We start from the raw sequence: 16,891 nt of genomic DNA, 5'->3' as shown, positions 1-16,891 counted from the left end.
GCACGCCCCCTCATGCCGGTGGGCGGCCGCGGCCAGGTACACAGGATTTTTTCGCCCCCTCCGCCCCTACCCGTCCCCTCGCTTCCTGGGGCTCCGCCCCAGACCCCGCTCCACAAACGCCGGAGGGGCTGAACCCTTCCCCGCCGGCGCTGAAATCTTCCGCCCGGCACAAGATCTTTCAGCCCCTTCGGCGGTCGCGGTCGAGGCGGTGCCGTTCCGATCCCCACTTGCCGAGAGGGCTCCACTCCTCAACCCCGGTCGGGGATCAGTCAGCCCCTCCGGCGTTCGAGGATGAGATGGGCGGTCCCGATCCCCCACCCACCCGTGGGTGCTCCGCTCTTCACCCCGGCCGGGGTGAATCTTTCAGCCTGTCCGGCGTTCGAGGACGAGCGCGTCAGCGCGATGCGGGGGTCTGGGGGCGGCAGCCCCCAGGTACGGGACGGGTAGGGGCGGAGGGGGCGAGAAAAACTGGGTGGGGCGGGGCCACCGTCCGGGGCCCGCGGTGCCGCGCGTGGGGTGACACTGGTCGGGTGACGCGAACTCTTCTGACCTTGGCCGAAGTCGAGGCCCTCGCCCGTGAGGCGCACGCCGCCCAGACCGACAAGGCGGGGCGGCCCTACACCGAGCACCTCCACGCGGTGGCGGAGGGCGTCCGCGACAGCGGAGGCGACGACGAACAGATAGCGGCGGCCTGGCTGCACGACGCGGTCGAGGACGACGCGCTGTCGGAGGAGTGGCTCACCGAGGCCGCCCTGACGAACCGCACGAAGGCCATCGTGCTGGCGCTCACCAAGCGAGAGGGCGAGCCCCCGGAGTCGTACGCGAAACGTATCCGCACGACCCCGGGCGCCCTCCTGGTGAAGGCCTCGGACCTGGCGCACAACGCCGACCCGGCGAGGCTCGCGGTCCTCGACGAACACACCAGGGCCCGCCTGACGAAGAAGTACGCCTCGATGCGCGCCCTGCTGGGCCTCGCTCCCTGAGCGCTGGGGCTACGACCTGGCGGTCCCGGCCCGTTCACGGGCAAGCTCCGTCGCGTCCCGCTTGAAGGCCCACTCCATCCTGGGCTCCATCGCGAAGCGGAAGACCCGCTGGACGGGCGGCGTGCAGAGCAGCGTGACGCCCGCGGCCGCGACGAGGGTCACAAAGACCTCGCCGAGCGGCTTGTGCAGCCACGCGTGGTCGAACCAGCCCCAGTAGTCACCGCCCTTGACCAGGAAGCCGTGCAGCAGATAGCCGTACAGCGTGCCCGCACCGAGCGCCGTGACCCAGAGCTTGCGACGCGGCACCCAGGAGAAGAAGCACGCGGTGAGCACCAGCGAGCAGCCGAAGAGCGCGAGCGTCATGACGGGTCCCGTCCACCACGGCGCACCCAGCTGCTGCGCACTGTCGCGGTGGTAGAACCAGCCGGTGTTCATCCGGGGCACAGCCCACCAGCCCACCACCAGCGCGGCGGCGAAGACCGGCACCGACAGGATCCGGACCTCACGCCGGCGCACCAGCTGGAAGTACTCCGGCTTCATGTACAGGCCCAGGACGAAGAACGGCAGGAACTGCAGCACGCGCTGGAGGTCCAGATCGTCACCGATGTCCGGTGAGACGCTCGCGAGCATGGCGATGACGAGGGCGAGCGGAAGCGGCCACCGGACCAGCTTCCACAGCGGAGTCGTCAGCCGCCAGACGAAGAGCGCGGCCAGGAACCAGGTGAGGTACAGGGGGTCGAGCACGCTGATCGACTGGCCCGGACTGTCGTTGGCCCAGCGGCTGAAGAGGGAGTACGCCACTTCGAAGACGACGTACGGCACGGCGACGCCGGTCACCAGCCGCTTGAGCCGGTCGGCACGCATGTCGAAACTGCGCGAGAAGTAGCCGGAGATGAGGATGAAGGCCGGCATGTGGAAGGCGTACACGACGGTGTAAGCCGCTTCGAGTACGCGACTCTGACCCTTCAGCGGCTCCCACGCGTGGCCCATGGCCACGAGCACGATCGCCAGGTACTTGGCGTTGTCGAAGAACGCGTCGCGCTGTTTCGCGGGCTTGGTGCCCGGGGCGGCGGCACCGGTGGACGGGGAGGGGCGGGGACTCGGCACTCCCTGCGCCGGCTGCTGCACCGGGGGGAGCGCGGCTTCGCGGTGGCCTTGCGGACGTAGCGAGTTCGTCACAGTCCCTCCGAGGAGAAACTCGGGGAGATGATTCGTGACCTCGCTGCGCATACGGGGGACGTGGCGGCGTGGAACATCTGAGGCACCCTAGCGTTGCCTATGCGCCCCCGTAAAACTGTCGACGTCATTCCTGCTTATTGCCTGCGAGTACCCAGGAATCAAGAGGGAGCACGGTCGGGTTCGCAAGTGACTCCGTATATCGATTCGCTTACCGTATGCGGTCGTTCTGTCCTTATTCATCCCGACTAAATGGTGCATAAGGCCCGCGGGCGACTCTGGCGGCATGTCCGGTTCGTGGGTGTTTGGTGGCCCCTTCGGGGAGTCTGCGATGTGCCTGTGGCAACAATTCGAATTACCTGCGAACAGGATGTGTGGGTATGGAAACGGTCGCTCTGAATTTCCTATGAGGACACACCTTCGAATTCCGGTGCACGGCACCGCTGTTCACCCGCCGGTAGGGTCAACGGCGGTTCGGGGGCCGGGTGTCGGTGGCCGACGATGTGTCACCCGCGGCATACCGAAGCCGGGTTGGTGGCACGATGGTTCTGGCGGGGGTGTGTGGGGCTGCACCTCCGGGCCGGGAGAGCGGACCGACCGTAGGGTGTGATCAGTTGTGGCCATTTCGCTGTCAGTGGTGCTGCTGTTGGGGATCGTCCTGGTGGTGTTGATACGAGGTGGATCGATCAAGGGAGGGCCGGCGGTGGTAGCCGTGCTCTTCGGCTTCTTCCTCGCCTCCACGGGCATGGCGGACGACATACAACGGTTCCTCAACTCGGTGGCGGAGACCATCAACTCGATCCAGTTCTGAGCCGATGGCCGCGCCCGGCGAGAGCGCCCCGCTACGAGCGCCGGGCCGCGGGGACCGCGCCATGCCTGCATGCCATAGGGCCCGGATGCCATGCAGATCGCGTATGCGGATCCGGGCTGAGCTGGCGAGACGCTGACCTGCGTGTTCTCGGGACGGTCGCCGACGTTCTCCGCTGTTCCCCACTGGTCGCCGCTCGACCGGACGCGTTCGGGGCGCGGCGCACGGCCTGCATCTGATCGGCGCGTGATCTGTGACGCACCTAATCCGAGGCGCACAGCATGCGATGCGCCGGCACAACCGGCTCGCCGGGTAGCGGATCGATGCCACGGACCCGTACGGCCACGATATCGGTGGCGAAGCGGGATGGGTCCGGGAACGCCGTCAAACGCCACCGGAAGGGCTCAGGGACGTCTTTGGCGGGGAGTTCTACTGTGGCGAGGCTGACCCAACGGTCGTAGTTGGTTGGGTATATGCGGACCAACGCCCCGCACTTAGGGCAAATCGGCGGCTCGATCCATGACGTGTCCTCGGGGTCGGGCTCCGGCCTCGGGGCGGCTGTAGCTCCATCGGCTGCCGCCATCTCGTTCGCGAGGACGTTCCAGCATGTCTCGCAGAGTCTGTTCATGAGGTCGACTCGCCCGCGATCGCGCACGGTGGGGCTCACCTCCCCGCACTGATGGCACAGGTACCGGCCGTGATCCCTTATTGCCCCCATGTGTTCGAGTGTGAGCGAATCCGACCGGATCCCAGTAGGGCGCGATTTAGCCTCATTCGGCGGTCACATGCGCGCGACGTCCAGGCGCGGTGATGGGCCCCGACCTAGGCCGGGTCTTCAGCTACTGCTCTCCGTCCCTCTCCGTCGGAACAGGAGTCGGGTGCCGCGCATCAAGAGGATGAACGCCGTCCGGACGGCCATGAACACGGTGGTGAGGGCGAGCGCACGAACAATCACGTCAGAGATCGTGATCCAGGGATCGGGTACGTCAAGGAGTCGTGAGAGCTCTGCGATCGCCACGACCAGCCCGAACATGAACGGCAACCATTCCCAGTGAGTCCGTGAGCGCCACCTCACTGCGGCCTGGCGCTTGCGTCGCCACCGACGAGTCACCGGGCTGAGGGTGACGCTTAGGACGATCATCGAAACGGGCACCCATAGATCCCCCCAGTGCACAGTGAGCTGCACGGCTTCTCCCCCCTGCGGCTCTGTGGCCTGCATATGCGGGCGGTGAGCGTATCGCGCGGTCGGTGGAGTCCTAATGGCCGAGCCAAGGGCCCCTGCTGGGCTGCTGGTGCTGTCGGAGATCGGAGTCGGTGGCTTCGGTGAGCAGGTCCATGGCGCGGTTGTGGAAGCGGCGTTCGGCGTCGCGGCATGGGGCGTTGAAGAAGGCTCGTTGGGCTTCGGCAAGATCGCAGTTCAGCAAGTTCATAGTCATGAACACGGCTTCTACTCCGTGGCACCCGTTGTCCTTGAGGAACTGCTGGAGCGTGTCCGTGTCGCCGGTTGCCTGCCAGACGGGCCGGGCGGTCTCCTGCATGGCAGCGATGCGTGCCGTTCCATTACGCGGCTTGGCGAGGCGTCGGCTGTAGCGCTTGGGGCGGTGGAGGTTCCAGGGACTCGATGATGTGGGCCTGAGGGTGGGTGCGGAAGGTCTGCCGGATCTGCTGGTCGATGTGCTTGAGCCGGTCGTCCAGGGCGAGGATCTGTGTGGCGATGTCCGCGACGATGTCGGCGGCGACACCGTTGCCGAGCTGAACAACGGCAAGCGTGAGATCAAGGCGTCCAAGAGGGCTGCGGGCAAGCGCCGAACCCGGTGCCGACGGTCGCGTCTTCATCGGAGCAAAGGGAGCGACCCCGCGCCGCAACCACTTCAACCGGCTGTGGCGCAAGGCGTGCACGGATGCCGGGATCAAGGGTCTGCCCTTCCATAATCTTCGGCATACGGGCAACACCCTCGCCGCGTCCACGGGCGCGAGCACGAGGGAACTGATGTCCCGCATGGGCCACAGCACCGCCCGTGCCGCGCTGATCCATCAGCACGCGAGCGCCGATCGCGATCGCCTGATCGCTGACGCGGTGAGCGGCCTGGTGAAGAAGGGCCGGAAGGGCACCAAGAAGCCGAAGAAGCAAGATCGGAAGCCCAAGGGGCACGCGGGGGACACGGCGGACTGAACGGAGCCCCTGGCAACGACAAGGGCCAGGCGGAGGATTGAACCTCCGGCCTGGCCCTACGTCATTTGGAGCGGGCGACGGGAATCGAACCCGCGTAGCTAGTTTGGAAGACTAGGGCTCTACCATTGAGCTACGCCCGCACGTGACGCACCGCAGGTCAGTGACCGCGGCACAGGAAGCATCGTAGCGGGTCGCACCCCTTCGTCGCACACCCCGTTACGTGCCCCGTGCACGCTCCGGAAATGCGGCAGCCGCACCGTCTGGGGGCATGTACCCTACGTGTCGCACCGACGGGGTGTGGCGCAGCTTGGTAGCGCGTCCGCTTTGGGAGCGGAAGGCCGTGGGTTCAAATCCCGCCACCCCGACCACCGTGCCGGACCATCGGGCCGGACGATGTCAAGATCGCCTTTTGGGCCGTGTACCGCCTGCGGTTACTATGCAAGCTGCGCGCCCGTATGTCTGCACTGTTACGTCTCTCAAGGGCCGCGAATCCGCCTCAGTGCTCCGATCGACTCAGCAGAAGTCGGCAGACGCACGCAGCAGAACCCCCAAGAAGTCAGCCACAAGGAGACCGAACCGTGAAGAGCGCCGTGGAGACCCTGAACCCGACTCGGGTTCGGCTCAGCATTGAGGTGCCCTTCGAGGAGCTCAAGGACAGCCTCGACGCGGCGTACAAGAAGATCAACCAGCAGGTCACGGTGAAGGGGTTCCGGAAGGGCAAGATCCCGGCGCGCGTCATCGACCAGCGGTTCGGTCGCGGCGCCGTGCTGGAGGAAGCCGTCAACGACGCGCTCCCGAAGTTCTACACCGAAGCGGTCAACGAGGCTGAGCTGAACGTCCTCGGCCAGCCCGAGGTCGACATCACCGAGCTGAAGGACGGCGAGACGCTGAACTTCACCGCCGAGGTCGACGTCCGTCCCGCCATCGAGATTCCGGACTACTCCGGCATCGAGGTCGAGGTCGACGCCGTCGAGGTCAGCGACGAGGACGTCGAGAAGGCCGTCACCGAGCTGCGCGAGCGCTTCGCCTCGACCTCCCCGGTCGAGCGCGCCGCCCAGGACGGCGACGTCGTCACCCTCGACCTGGAGGCCAAGGTCGACGGAGAGGTGCTGGAGGACGGCATCGCCTCCGACGTCTCGTACACGATCGGTTCCGGCGAGCTGCTCGACGGCATCGACGAGGCCGTGAAGGGCCTGGAGGCCGGTGGCGAGACCACCTTCACCTCCGAGCTCAAGGGCGGCTCGGCAGCCGGCAAGGAGGCCGAGGTCGCCGTCAAGGTCACCCAGGTCGCCGCGCGCGAACTGCCCGAGCTGGACGACGACTTCGCGCAGCTCGCGTCCGAGTTCGACACCCTCGACGAGCTCAAGGCGGACAGCCGCAAGCGCCTCGAGAACATGAAGCAGTACGACCAGGCCACGCAGGCCCAGGAGCGCGTCCTGGAGAAGCTGCTCGAGCTGGTCGAGGTCCCGGTCCCCGAGAAGCTGCTCGCGGACGAGATCAACACCCGTAAGCACAACCTCGAGCACCACCAGCTCGGCCAGATGGGCATCGACCTCGAGAAGTACCTCGAGATCCAGGGCAAGACGGCCGAGGAGTTCGACGCCGAGACCGAGGAAGCCGCGGTCAAGGGCATCAAGACGCAGTTCGTCCTGGACGAGCTCGTCAACAAGGAGAAGCTGAACGTCAACCAGGAGGAGCTCACCGAGCACCTCATGCGGCGCGCCGCCTCCTCCGGCATGTCCCCCGACCAGTTCGCCCAGGCCGTCGTCGAAGGCGGCCAGGTCCCGATGCTGGTCGGCGAGGTCGCCCGCGGCAAGGCCCTCGCGGTCGTCGTCGAGGCCGCCGTCGTCAAGGACACCAACGGCGAGGTCGTGGACCTCGACGACGAGGACGAGACCGAGACGGCGACCGAAGTCGCCGCCGAGGCCACGGACGGCGACGCCGCCGAGGAGAAGACCGAGGCCTGACCGGCCCCGCTCGTACGCCACGACGGCCCCCGGGGACTTCTTGTCCCCGGGGGCCGTGGTCTTCCCAGGGGCGCGGGGAACTGCGCGAGCAACCCACCACAAGCCGCACCCGCCGATGGACCGCCCGCGGCAGACGCGTCTGCGGCCTTCAGGGGGCTGAGCGCGCCCACGCGGCGGAGCCGCACATGTCACAGCCCCGCGCCCCTGCAGGGGTCCACTGAGCCCCCGTTCGAGCCAGTGCAACGCATGCGCTCACAGCGAACAGTTCCTTCTCCGGGATTCCCCGGAGGGACCCGCGCGTTAGGGTCCATGAAGACGAGGGCAGGGGAGTCCCCGAAGCCGCCCGGAGGCGGTGTGCAGCCGCTCCCGTGGCGGTGCAGCACCGGGGTCCCAAGCCCCAGCCGAAGACGTGAGACGGCCCGGCGCCGTCGTAAGACGAGCAGGTGGATACGTGACGAATCTGATGCCCACAGCTGCCGGCGACCCTATCGGTGGTGGCCTCGGCGACCAGGTCTACAACCGGCTGCTCGGTGAGCGAATCATCTTCCTCGGCCAGGCGGTCGACGACGACATCGCCAACAAGATCACCGCGCAGTTGCTGCTCCTTGCCTCCGACCCGGAGAAGGACATCTACCTCTACATCAACAGCCCCGGCGGCTCGATCACCGCCGGCATGGCGATCTACGACACCATGCAGTACATCAAGAACGACGTGGTGACGATCGCCATGGGCATGGCGGCCTCGATGGGCCAGTTCCTGCTCAGCGCCGGCACCCCCGGCAAGCGCTTCGCGCTGCCGAACGCCGAGATCCTGATCCACCAGCCCTCGGCCGGCCTCGCCGGCTCCGCGTCGGACATCAAGATCCACGCCGAGCGGCTGCTGCACACCAAGAAGCGGATGGCGGAGCTGACCTCCTTCCACACCGGCCAGACCGTGGAGCAGATCACCCGCGACTCGGACCGGGACCGCTGGTTCGACCCGATCGAGGCCAAGGCCTACGGCCTCATCGACGACATCATGCCCACCGCTGCCGGAATGCCGGGCGGTGGCGGCACTGGGGCGGCGTAAGCCCCTCAGCGCTCCCCAGGGTGGCGCGGGCCTCTCCATCGCCCTCAGGGCGGCGCAGGTGCCCTCCAGCGCCCCCAGCCGACCGCCACAGCCCTTTCCAGGCTCTTCAGGAGACACAGTGAACGACTTCCCCGGCAGCGGCCTCTTCGCCCGCACGCAGGCCGAGTACACCGGTCCTCGCGCGGAGTCCCGCTACGTCATCCCGCGCTTCGTCGAGCGCACCTCGCAGGGCGTTCGTGAGTACGACCCGTACGCGAAGCTGTTCGAGGAGCGCGTGATCTTCCTCGGCGTGCAGATCGACGACGCCTCCGCCAACGACGTCATGGCGCAGCTGCTGTGCCTGGAGTCGATGGACCCCGACCGCGATATTTCGGTCTACATCAACAGCCCCGGTGGCTCATTCACGGCCCTCACGGCCATCTACGACACGATGCAGTTCGTGAAGCCGGACATCCAGACGGTCTGCATGGGCCAGGCCGCCTCGGCCGCCGCGATCCTGCTGGCCGCCGGTACGCCGGGCAAGCGCATGGCACTTCCGAACGCGCGTGTGCTGATCCACCAGCCGTACAGCGAGACCGGTCGCGGCCAGGTCTCGGACCTCGAAATCGCTGCGAACGAGATCCTCCGGATGCGTGCGCAGCTGGAAGACATGCTGGCCAAGCACTCGACCACGCCGATCGAGAAGATCCGCGAGGACATCGAGCGCGACAAGATCCTCACCGCTGAGGACGCGCTGGCGTACGGCTTGATCGACCAGATCATCTCCACCCGGAAGATGAACAACAACGCGGTCGTCTGACGTATCCCTGTAGCATCTGCCGCTCCTTGGCGCGGTTCACGACAAAGTGAACCGCGCCAAGGGGGGCCCGAACGGGGGGCTCGGCAAGGTACCGTCGGACATAAGGCAGCACCAGGAGCCGCTGGACCTAGGCGTCTCCCAGGCGAAGGGGAAGCACACCGTGGCACGCATCGGTGACGGCGGCGATCTGCTCAAGTGCTCGTTCTGTGGCAAGAGCCAGAAGCAGGTCAAGAAGCTCATCGCAGGCCCTGGTGTGTACATCTGCGACGAGTGCATCGATCTCTGCAACGAGATCATCGAGGAAGAACTCGCGGAGACGAGCGAGGTGCGCTGGGAGGAACTCCCCAAGCCTCGCGAGATCTACGAGTTCCTCGAGGGGTACGTCGTAGGCCAGGAGCCGGCCAAGAAGGCGCTCTCGGTCGCGGTGTACAACCACTACAAGCGCGTCCAGGCCGGTGAGAACAGCACGGGTCAGAACCGCGAGGACGCCATCGAGTTGGCGAAGTCCAACATCCTGCTCCTCGGCCCGACAGGTTCGGGCAAGACCCTCCTCGCCCAGACCCTGGCCCGCATGCTGAACGTCCCGTTCGCCATCGCGGACGCGACGGCGCTGACGGAGGCCGGGTACGTCGGCGAGGACGTCGAGAACATCCTGCTGAAGCTCATCCAGGCAGCGGACTACGACGTCAAGAAGGCCGAGACCGGCATCATCTACATCGACGAGATCGACAAGGTCGCGCGGAAGAGCGAGAACCCCTCGATCACCCGCGACGTGTCCGGGGAGGGCGTCCAGCAGGCCCTGCTGAAGATCCTCGAGGGCACCACGGCCTCGGTCCCGCCGCAGGGCGGACGCAAGCACCCGCACCAGGAGTTCATCCAGATCGACACGACGAACGTCCTGTTCATCGTGGGCGGCGCCTTCGCGGGCCTGGAGAAGCTCATCGAGTCGCGGGCCGGCGCCAAGGGCATCGGCTTCGGTGCGACGATCCGCTCGAAGCGGGAGATCGAGGCCAAGGACCAGTTCGAGGACGTCATGCCCGAGGACCTGGTCAAGTTCGGCATGATCCCCGAGTTCATCGGCCGTCTCCCCGTCATCACCTCGGTCCACAACCTGGACCGCGAGGCCCTCCTCCAGATCCTCGTCGAGCCCCGCAACGCACTGGTGAAGCAGTACCAGCGCCTCTTCGAACTCGACGGCGTGGAGCTGGACTTCGAGAGCGAGGCCCTCGAAGCCATCGCCGACCAGGCCATCCTCCGCAAGACCGGAGCCCGCGGCCTGCGCGCCATCATGGAGGAAGTCCTCATGTCCGTGATGTACGAGGTCCCGTCCCGCAAGGACGTGGCCCGCGTCGTCATCACGGCGGACGTCGTCCACTCGAACGTGAACCCGACGCTGATCCCGCGGGACGCGCGGGGACGGGGTCCGGGCGAGCAGAAGACGGCGTAGGCAGATCCCTTACGACGAAGGGGCCCCGGTCAACCGACCGGGGCCCCTTCGTGGTTGAGGCGTACTGGCGCGACGGCGTCAGATCTTGACGCGCACGTCCTTGCGGAACTTGGCCGTGACCTCGGCGGCCTCTTCGAGGTCCGCGCTCTTGCCCGCCAACGCGTTTGCCATGTCGATGTTGATGGTGACGCCGAGCGTGCTGTGGTCACCCCAGATGCACACAGGCATGCTGATCTCCGAGGGGCCCGAGGCCGCGTCGCCGGACGACTCGGTGTCCGTGATCTTGGTCTCCTGGCACTTCAGGACCGCGCCGTCCAGACCGCTGGGCGTGTAGCTCTTCGGGCTGCCGACGACCTGGCCCTCGTCGTCCGTGGCGTTCTTCTTCATGTCGGCGAACATGGCGTCGACGACCTTCTCGGGGTCCTCGATCTCGCCGTACACGCCCATGAAGTTGATCATCTTCATGGCCAGCGGGTTGGTTGCCTCGTCCCCGGCCTGGTAGCCGGCGTGTACGTCCTTGGCACCCTTGACGCCGTACTTCTCGGCATCCTTGACGTCGCTCTCGTCGAAGCCGCCACTGTCGGCCTCGTCGCCCTTCTTGTACTCACCGCTGAGCACCGACGCCGGCGTGGTCAGCTTGTGCGGGCCGTCGTCCGCGACGTCCGAGCTGCTGCCGGTGCTGCCCATGACCAGGTACGCCCCCACGGCGATCGCGGCGACGACCGCCACCGCGCCGATGATGAGGGCCGTCTTCTTCTTGCCGCCGCCGGGCGGAGGCGGCTGCGGAACGCCGTAGGGCTGCTGGCCGTACGGGGGTTGCTGGCCGTAGGGCTGCTGGCCGTACGGCGGCGTCTGCGGCGGGACGCCCGGGGCACCCTGCTGGGGGTAGCCGTAGCCGGGCTGAGCGGGGGGAGCCTGCTGCGGGTAGCCATAGCCGGGCTGGGGGGCGGCCTGCGGCTGCTGGGGCTGCTGACCGTAGGGGCCCGGCTGACCGTACGGTCCGGGCTGCTGAGGCTGCCCGCCGTACGGGCCCGGCTGGTTGTAGCTCATCGTCTGGGTTCCCCTCCAGAAGCTTATGTGTTCCTGACATCCTGGCGTACAGGTCAGGGACCCACGTCCCCGGGGGCCGCACCGTTACGAACTAAACGCGTTTCGGGACACCCCCGTGACGCCTCTAAACTGACCCCGTGACCGACAACGCTCAGCAGCAGCCGCCAGCGCCCACCTCCGAACTGCCGACCCAGTACGCGCCGGCCGAGGTAGAGGGGAAGCTGTACGAGCGCTGGGTCGAGCGGGGTTACTTCGCCGCCGACGCGAAGAGCGACAAGCCCGCGTACACCATCGTCATCCCGCCGCCGAACGTCACCGGGTCGCTGCACCTGGGGCACGCCTTCCAGCACACGCTCATGGACGCCCTGACGCGTCGTAAGCGCATGCAGGGCTTCGAGGCACTGTGGCTGCCCGGGATGGACCACGCCGGTATCGCCACCCAGAACAAGGTCGAGCAGCAGCTCGCCGAGGACGGCAAGTCACGGCAGGACCTCGGGCGCGAGGCGTTCGTCGAGCGCGTCTGGCAGTGGAAGGAAGAGTACGGCGGCAAGATCCTCGGGCAGATGCGGCGGCTCGGGGACGGTGTGGACTGGGACCGTGAGCGGTTCACCATGGACGAGGGGCTGTCCAAGGCCGTCCAGACCATCTTCAAGAAGCTGTACGACGACGAGCTGATCTACCGCGCCGAGCGCATCATCAACTGGTGCCCCCGCTGTCTGACGGCGATCTCCGACATCGAGGTCGAGTACCAGGAGGACGACGGCGAGCTCGTCTCCATCAAGTACGGGGAGGGCGACGAGACCCTCGTGGTCGCGACCACCCGTGCCGAGACGATGCTCGGTGACACCGCCGTCGCCGTCCACCCCGACGACGAGCGCTACAAGCACCTCATCGGCAAGCGGATCAAGCTGCCGCTGACCGACCGCTCCATCCCTGTCGTCGCGGACACGCACGTCGACCCCGAGTTCGGCACCGGCGCCGTCAAGGTCACCCCTGCCCACGACCCGAACGACTTCGCCATCGGCCAGCGCCACGGCCTGGAGTCGATCACGGTCATGGACGAGCGGGCGGTCATCACCGTCCACGGCCCGTTCCAGGGACTCGACCGCTTCGAGGCCCGCTCCGCGATCGTCGGCGCGCTGCGCTCGCAGGGCCGGATCGTCGCCGAGAAGCGTCCGTACGTCCACTCCGTGGGCCACTGCTCGCGCTGCCGTACGACCGTCGAGCCGCGCCTGTCGATGCAGTGGTGGGTCAAGGTCGGCCCGCTGGCCCAGGCCGCCGGCGACGCCGTCCGTGACGGCCGGGTCGCGATCCACCCCGCCGACATGTCGAAGCGCTACTTCGACTGGGTCGACAACATGCACGACTGGTGCATCTCACGGCAGTTGTGGTGGGGCCACCGGATTCCCGTCTGGTACGGCCCCGAGGGCGAGGTCGTCTGCGTCGGTCCCGACGAGGAGCCGCCGAGCGGTGAGGGCTGGACCCAGGACACCGACGTCCTCGACACCTGGTTCTCGTCAGGCCTTTGGCCGTTCTCCACGCTCGGCTGGCCCGAACAGACCCCGGACCTGCAGAAGTTCTACTCGACGGACGTCCTGCTCACCGGCCACGACATCATCTTCTTCTGGGTCGCCCGGATGATGATGTTCGGCCTGTACGCCATGGACGGCGAGGTCCCCTTCAAGACGATCGCCCTCACTGGCCTGGTCCGTGACGAGCGCGGCAAGAAGATGTCCAAGTCCTTCGGCAATGTCGTCGACCCGCTCGACTGGATGGACAAGTACGGCTCCGACGCCGTCCGTTTCACCCTCGCCCGCGGCGCCAACCCCGGCACCGACGTGCCGATCGGTGAGGACTGGGTCCAGGCCTCCCGGAACTTCGCCAACAAGATCTGGAACGCCACGCGCTTCGCGCTGATGAATGGTGCGACGGTGGAGGGCCCGTTGCCGGAGGCGTCGAAGCTGTCGGCGACCGACCGCTGGATCCTGTCCCGGCTGAACAAGACGGTCGCCGAAGTCGACGCGTTCTACGACGACTTCCAGTTCGCGAAGCTGTCCGACGCGCTCTACCACTTCGCGTGGGACGAGGTCTTCGACTGGTACGTCGAGCTGTCGAAGACGACGTTCATGGCGGGCGGTGAAGCGGCGAAGGTGTCGGGGCGGGTCCTCGGTGAGGTCCTCGACGTGACGCTTCGGCTTCTCCACCCGGTCGTTCCGTTCGTGACGGAGACGCTCTGGACCACCCTCACCGGTGGCGAGTCCGTCGTCGTCGCGGACTGGCCGAAGGACAGTGGCTTCCGGGACGTCGCCGCCGAGCGGGAGATCGAGACGCTTCAGGAGGTCATCACGGAGGTGCGGCGCTTCCGTGCCGATCAGGGGCTGCAGCCCGGTCAGCGGGTGCCGGCGCGGCTGACCCTCGACGGGACCGCGTTGGCTCCGCACGAGGCGGCCATCCGGCAGCTCCTCCGCCTCCAGCCCGAGGGGGAGGGGTTCTCCGCCACGGCGACCCTGCCGGTCGGCGGTGCCGCGGTCGCGCTCGACCTCTCCGGGACGATCGATGTCGCCGCGGAGCGTAAGCGGCTCGCCAAGGATCTTGCCGCTGCCGAGAAGGAGAAGGCTCAGGCGAACGGGAAGCTTGGCAACGAGGCGTTTCTCGCGAAGGCGCCGGATCAGGTGGTGGACAAGATCCGCACGCGGCTCGCCAAGGCGGACGAGGACATCGCCCGGATCAAGGTGCAGCTGGAGCGGCTGCCGGAGGCGTAGTCGGCTGGGGTGGGGTGGGTTTTTCGCCCCCTCCGCCCCTACCCGTCCCGTACCTGGGGGCTCCGCCCCCAGACCCCCGTATCGCGCTGACGCGCTCGTCCTCAAACGCCGGACGGGCTGAAACCGGGCGTAGCCCGGAAGCACGGGACGGGTAGGGGCGGCGGGGGCGAAACCCCCTCCGTAGACTGACCCCGTGAGCCAGCTCCCCCCGCACGACAGCAGCGAGTCAGAACCGCAGGATCCGGATCCCTTCGGCCTCTTCGATGAGATCGTCGAAGCAGAGACCGGCCGGGATCCCGATCTCGCGGTGATCGAGGCCGGCAGCCGAACCCTCCGTACGCAGGGCGGCGGCGCGCCGGAGGCCGACGTGCCCGGCCGGCCGGCCGACCCCGAGATCGACAAGGCGCTGCGCGAGGTGGAGGCCGAGCTCGCGACGCGCTGGGGCGAGACGAAGCTGGAGCCGTCCGTCAGCCGTATCGCCGCGCTGATGGACGTGCTGGGCGAGCCGCAGCGGGCGTACCCGTCGATCCACATCACGGGCACGAACGGCAAGACGTCCACGGCCCGCATGGTCGAGGCGCTGCTCGGCGCCTTCGACCTGCGCACCGGCAGGTACACCAGCCCGCACGTGCAGTCGATCACCGAGCGGATCAGCCTCGACGGGGCGTCGATCCCCGCCGAGCGGTTCATCGAGACGTACAACGACATCAAGCCGTACGTCGAGATGGTCGACGGCCAGCAGGAGTACCGGCTGTCGTTCTTCGAGGTGCTGACCGGCATGGCGTACGCGGCGTTCGCCGACGCGCCGGTGGACGTCGCCGTCGTCGAGGTCGGCATGGGCGGGAGCTGGGACGCCACCAACGTCATCGACGGGGACGTCGCCGTGGTGACCCCCATCGACCTCGATCACACCGACCGGCTCGGTGGGACGCCCGGCGAGATCGCCACCGAGAAGGCCGGCATCGTCAAGCAGGGCGCGACCGTCATCCTGGCGCAGCAGCCGGTGGACGCGGCGCAGGTGCTGTTGAAGAAGGCCGTCGAGGTGGACGCGACGGTGGCCCGGGAAGGGCTGGAGTTCGGGGTGGTCGCGCGGCAGGTCGCCGTCGGCGGGCAGATGGTCACCTTGCGCGGGCTCGGCGGGGAGTACGAGGAGGTCTTCCTGCCGCTGCACGGCGCCTACCAGGCGCACAACGCCGCCGTGGCGCTCGCCGCGGTCGAGGCGTTCTTCGGAGTCGGCGCCGCACACACCCAGCGTCTCGACATCGACAACGTCCGCAAGGCCTTCGCCTCGGTCACCTCACCGGGCCGCATGGAGGTCGTACGCCGCTCGCCCACCGTCGTCCTGGACGCCGCGCACAATCCGGCCGGTGCCCGTGCGACCGCCGAGGCCGTCAGCGAGGCGTTCGACTTCAGCCGGCTGATCGGCGTGGTGGGCGCGAGCGGGGAGAAGGACGTACGAGGGGTCCTCGAGGCCTTCGAGCCGATCTTCGCCGAGGTCGTGGTCACACAGAACTCCAGTGATCGCGCGATGGACGCGGACGAGCTGGCCGGGGTCGCCGTCGAGGTCTTCGGTGACGACCGGGTGCAGGTGGAGCCGCGGCTCGACGACGCGCTGGAGGCCGCGATCACGCTGGCCGAGGAAGAGGGCGAGTACGCCGGCAGCGGCGTGCTGGTCACTGGGTCCGTCATCACCGTCGGCGAGGCCCGACTGCTGCTGGGGAGGGGCTGAACACTGTGCGTACGCTCTGTGCTTCGACGCTGATCGGTGAGTTCTTCGTCATCGGGTTCGCCGGTCTGGTCGCGATGAAGGATCCCGATCTGGCGACCTCCACGGTGTGGACGGTGTGCGGGATCCTGATGGGGCTGAGCATCCTGCTCTGCGGCATGATCACGAGGCCGGGGGGCATCCAGCTGGGCTGGGCCCTGCAGATCGCGCTGGTCGTCAGCGGTTTCATCGTGCCGACGATGTTCATCCTGGGACTGGCCTTCGGGGCCCTGTGGTGGGCGTCGATCCACTACGGGCGGAAGATCGACGAGGCCAAGGCCAGGTTCGCGGCGCAGGCACAGGCGCAGAGCCCGGGGCAGGCTCCGGCGGAGGGCAGCGCGGGGTGATGGCGGCCGCGTGCCCCCGTACCACCTGACGCTGCGTAACACCCACCCAGACACGCCCTGTAGCCTCGGTTCCCCGCACACCATGTGATCGAAGGAGCCATCAAGTGAGCCAGCGCACCCTCGTCCTTCTCAAGCCCGACGCCGTCCGTCGCGGCCTGACCGGCGAGATCATCAGCCGTATCGAGCGCAAGGCGGGCTGGCAGATCACCGCGCTGGAGCTGCGGACGCTGGACCAGGACACGCTGGAGCAGCACTACGGCGAGCACAAGGGCAAGCCCTTCTACGAGCCGCTGGTGGAGTTCATGGCGTCGGGTCCTGTCGTGGCGCTCGTCGTCGAGGGCGACCGGGTCATCGAGGGCGTGCGTGCGCTCGCCGGGCCCACCGACCCGATCGCCGCCGCGCCCGGCTCCATCCGTGGCGACTTCGGTGTGATCGTCCGCGAGAACCTGATCCACGCCTCCGACTCCGAGGAGTCCGCCGAGCGCGAGCTGAAGATCTTCTTCCCCGGCCGGGTCTGAAGCGCCACGGCTGAGCGAGCCCCGGGG

At 67.7% G+C, this 16,891-nt stretch carries 16 protein-coding genes, 2 tRNA genes and 2 pseudogenes; 13 read left to right on the top strand and 7 right to left on the bottom strand.

All coding sequences use genetic code 11. The features are described 5' to 3' along the window. Window positions 1-530 precede the first annotated feature (530 nt). On the top strand, window positions 531-983 hold the full coding sequence (locus tag OG219_RS17005; RefSeq protein WP_266827438.1) for an HD domain-containing protein: 453 nt from the start codon (window positions 531-533) through the stop codon (window positions 981-983). 9 nt (window positions 984-992) lie between these two features. Here the strand turns inward: OG219_RS17005 and OG219_RS17000 are convergent, their stop codons facing one another. After that, on the bottom strand, window positions 993-2,162 hold the full coding sequence (locus OG219_RS17000) for an acyltransferase family protein (RefSeq protein WP_266827436.1): 1,170 nt from the start codon (window positions 2,160-2,162) through the stop codon (window positions 993-995). Window positions 2,163-2,775: 613 nt separating this feature from the next. On the opposite strand from OG219_RS17000, the gene OG219_RS16995 reads away from it, so the two are divergent. Continuing rightward, window positions 2,776-2,970 (top strand): hypothetical protein, encoded by a 195-nt coding sequence (locus OG219_RS16995; protein ID WP_055611884.1) that lies wholly within the window; start codon window positions 2,776-2,778, stop codon window positions 2,968-2,970. Window positions 2,971-3,229: 259 nt separating this feature from the next. On the opposite strand, the gene OG219_RS16990 is transcribed toward OG219_RS16995, so the two are convergent. From OG219_RS16990 to OG219_RS16975, 4 genes and pseudogenes are all read right to left on the bottom strand, one after another. Then, the gene (locus tag OG219_RS16990; RefSeq protein ID WP_266836118.1) at window positions 3,230-3,550 is read right to left on the bottom strand and encodes a DUF6083 domain-containing protein; all 321 of its coding nucleotides are present in this window, start codon (window positions 3,548-3,550) and stop codon (window positions 3,230-3,232) included. Between the two features lie 252 nt (window positions 3,551-3,802). Next, window positions 3,803-4,153, bottom strand: coding sequence for a hypothetical protein (locus tag OG219_RS16985; RefSeq protein ID WP_266827434.1), 351 nt, complete (start codon window positions 4,151-4,153; stop codon window positions 3,803-3,805). 70 nt (window positions 4,154-4,223) lie between these two features. Further along, on the bottom strand, window positions 4,224-4,505 hold the full coding sequence (locus tag OG219_RS16980) for a hypothetical protein (RefSeq protein WP_266827432.1): 282 nt from the start codon (window positions 4,503-4,505) through the stop codon (window positions 4,224-4,226). A gap of 73 nt (window positions 4,506-4,578) precedes the next feature. Next, window positions 4,579-4,707, bottom strand: a pseudogene (locus tag OG219_RS16975) (IS110 family transposase); the annotation flags it as partial. 28 nt (window positions 4,708-4,735) lie between these two features. Here OG219_RS16975 and OG219_RS16970 point away from each other — a divergent pair. Next, window positions 4,736-4,948, top strand: a pseudogene (locus OG219_RS16970) (site-specific integrase); the annotation flags it as partial. Between the two features lie 18 nt (window positions 4,949-4,966). Beyond that, window positions 4,967-5,140 carry an integrase gene (locus tag OG219_RS16965; protein WP_266836432.1) on the top strand — a complete coding sequence of 58 codons (174 nt, stop codon included), beginning with the start codon at window positions 4,967-4,969 and terminating at the stop codon, window positions 5,138-5,140. A gap of 66 nt (window positions 5,141-5,206) precedes the next feature. Here the strand turns inward: OG219_RS16965 and OG219_RS16960 are convergent. Beyond that, a tRNA-Gly gene (locus OG219_RS16960) sits at window positions 5,207-5,280 on the bottom strand. 151 nt (window positions 5,281-5,431) lie between these two features. Between OG219_RS16960 and OG219_RS16955 the strand changes: the two genes are divergently transcribed. The 5 genes from OG219_RS16955 to clpX all read left to right on the top strand — a co-directional run bounded on the left by OG219_RS16955 (window position 5,432) and on the right by clpX (window position 10,422). Beyond that, window positions 5,432-5,508 (top strand) — tRNA-Pro (locus tag OG219_RS16955). A 210-nt stretch (window positions 5,509-5,718) separates the two neighbouring features. Further along, a complete protein-coding gene (gene tig, locus OG219_RS16950) occupies window positions 5,719-7,107 on the top strand; it encodes a trigger factor (RefSeq protein WP_266827430.1) in 1,389 nt (462 codons plus the stop codon). Window positions 7,108-7,570: 463 nt separating this feature from the next. Further along, on the top strand, window positions 7,571-8,176 hold the full coding sequence (locus OG219_RS16945; protein WP_186001018.1) for an ATP-dependent Clp protease proteolytic subunit: 606 nt from the start codon (window positions 7,571-7,573) through the stop codon (window positions 8,174-8,176). A 118-nt stretch (window positions 8,177-8,294) separates the two neighbouring features. Then, complete coding sequence (locus OG219_RS16940; protein WP_266827428.1) at window positions 8,295-8,975, top strand: ATP-dependent Clp protease proteolytic subunit; 681 nt, start codon at window positions 8,295-8,297, stop codon at window positions 8,973-8,975. 160 nt (window positions 8,976-9,135) lie between these two features. Then, window positions 9,136-10,422, top strand: coding sequence for an ATP-dependent Clp protease ATP-binding subunit ClpX (clpX, locus tag OG219_RS16935; RefSeq protein ID WP_266827426.1), 1,287 nt, complete (start codon window positions 9,136-9,138; stop codon window positions 10,420-10,422). A gap of 78 nt (window positions 10,423-10,500) precedes the next feature. Here clpX and OG219_RS16930 read toward each other — a convergent pair whose 3' ends face one another. Continuing rightward, window positions 10,501-11,472: a hypothetical protein gene (locus OG219_RS16930; protein ID WP_266827424.1), complete on the bottom strand. Its 972-nt coding sequence runs from the start codon at window positions 11,470-11,472 to the stop codon at window positions 10,501-10,503. A gap of 137 nt (window positions 11,473-11,609) precedes the next feature. Between OG219_RS16930 and OG219_RS16925 the strand changes: the two genes are divergently transcribed. The 4 genes from OG219_RS16925 (at window position 11,610) to ndk (ending at window position 16,864) form a co-directional block, all read left to right on the top strand. Continuing rightward, window positions 11,610-14,234: a valine--tRNA ligase gene (locus tag OG219_RS16925; protein WP_266827422.1), complete on the top strand. Its 2,625-nt coding sequence runs from the start codon at window positions 11,610-11,612 to the stop codon at window positions 14,232-14,234. Window positions 14,235-14,427: 193 nt separating this feature from the next. Then, window positions 14,428-15,963 (top strand): folylpolyglutamate synthase/dihydrofolate synthase family protein, encoded by a 1,536-nt coding sequence (locus OG219_RS16920; protein WP_266827420.1) that lies wholly within the window; start codon window positions 14,428-14,430, stop codon window positions 15,961-15,963. A 5-nt stretch (window positions 15,964-15,968) separates the two neighbouring features. Continuing rightward, entirely contained in the window at window positions 15,969-16,346 is a 378-nt protein-coding gene (locus OG219_RS16915) for a DUF4233 domain-containing protein (RefSeq protein ID WP_266827418.1), read from the top strand. 104 nt (window positions 16,347-16,450) lie between these two features. Continuing rightward, window positions 16,451-16,864 carry a nucleoside-diphosphate kinase gene (ndk, locus tag OG219_RS16910; RefSeq protein WP_266827416.1) on the top strand — a complete coding sequence of 138 codons (414 nt, stop codon included), beginning with the start codon at window positions 16,451-16,453 and terminating at the stop codon, window positions 16,862-16,864. Window positions 16,865-16,891: the final 27 nt, after the last annotated feature.

The sequence above is a fragment of the Streptomyces sp. NBC_00038 genome (genome assembly GCF_026343635.1).
Classification (GTDB): domain Bacteria; phylum Actinomycetota; class Actinomycetes; order Streptomycetales; family Streptomycetaceae; genus Streptomyces.
The sequence above is the reverse complement of the archived record's forward strand: the minus strand, read 5'-3'. Positions and strand labels throughout refer to the sequence as shown.